This window comes from Oleiphilus sp. HI0125, assembly GCF_001635355.1.
This window is the reverse complement of record NZ_LWGF01001268.1, coordinates 1-817: the sequence shown is the minus strand read 5'-3', so window position 1 is coordinate 817 and position 817 is coordinate 1. Positions and strand designations below refer to the sequence as shown.

The window sequence follows — 817 nt, the reverse complement described above, 5'->3', positions numbered from 1 at the left end:
GCCGCAGCCGCTATGTTCGTCAGTAAGCGAACATTGGCCCGTTATCTTGAGCGAGAAAATTCGGGCTTCAGAAAGCTACGTGACGATATTTTATGTCAACAGGCACAAGACTATTTACGCAATTCCAGAATGTCTGTAGAGGCTATCGCTACCCTTTTGAACTATCACGACAGCTCAAATTTTCGCCGAGCTTTTAAACGCTGGAATAATCAAACACCTGATCAATATAGGAAAGCAGCACAAAGAATCGCACTTTAAATCCTGCACTTATCGACTAACCTGCACCAGACAATCTCTTGGGAGCATGGCGAGAAAACCTAGTCGCTAGCGATACGGATATGAAGATAAAAACCAAACAAATCAGTGGGACACTTGCACTATTAGTTGCGAGCTTAATTTTAGTTGGCTTCATTTCTATCTATTTAGCAATCAGCAAATCAAATCAAGTCATTCAAGAATTAACCGAAAGCCGGCTTGAGTCGACGCTGATGCTTAAAAAGTCACATATTGAAGATTACTTAAGGGGGCTCATTCAGCAGTTTGAGCTTATGTCGAAAGACCAAAGTGCAAGTGCTGCTAGCTTTCATTTTGATTCGACCTTTCCATTCTTTGAGCAATCTAGTGGTATTTTAGACGCTGAAAAGTCTGAAGTACGAGATTATTTCACTGAACACTTTTTCACCCCATATACTGAACGTTTAGGCCAGTCACCGATTGATGCAGACACCTATTTCAAAGACTTCACGAAAAACCAATGGATACTGCAATACCATTACATCACCGCGAACCCTAACCCTATCGGTGAGAAGCAAAAAAT

Annotated in this window: 2 protein-coding genes; both read left to right on the top strand. The window is 41.5% G+C overall.

Annotated elements, in window-relative coordinates:
• Positions 1–258 (top strand): AraC family transcriptional regulator (locus A3762_RS22025; RefSeq protein ID WP_156493667.1); only part of this gene is annotated, 258 nt, incomplete at its 5' end.
• Between the two features lie 80 nt (positions 259–338).
• On the top strand, positions 339–817 hold a 479-nt coding region (locus tag A3762_RS22020), incomplete at its 3' end, for a hypothetical protein (RefSeq protein ID WP_156493666.1).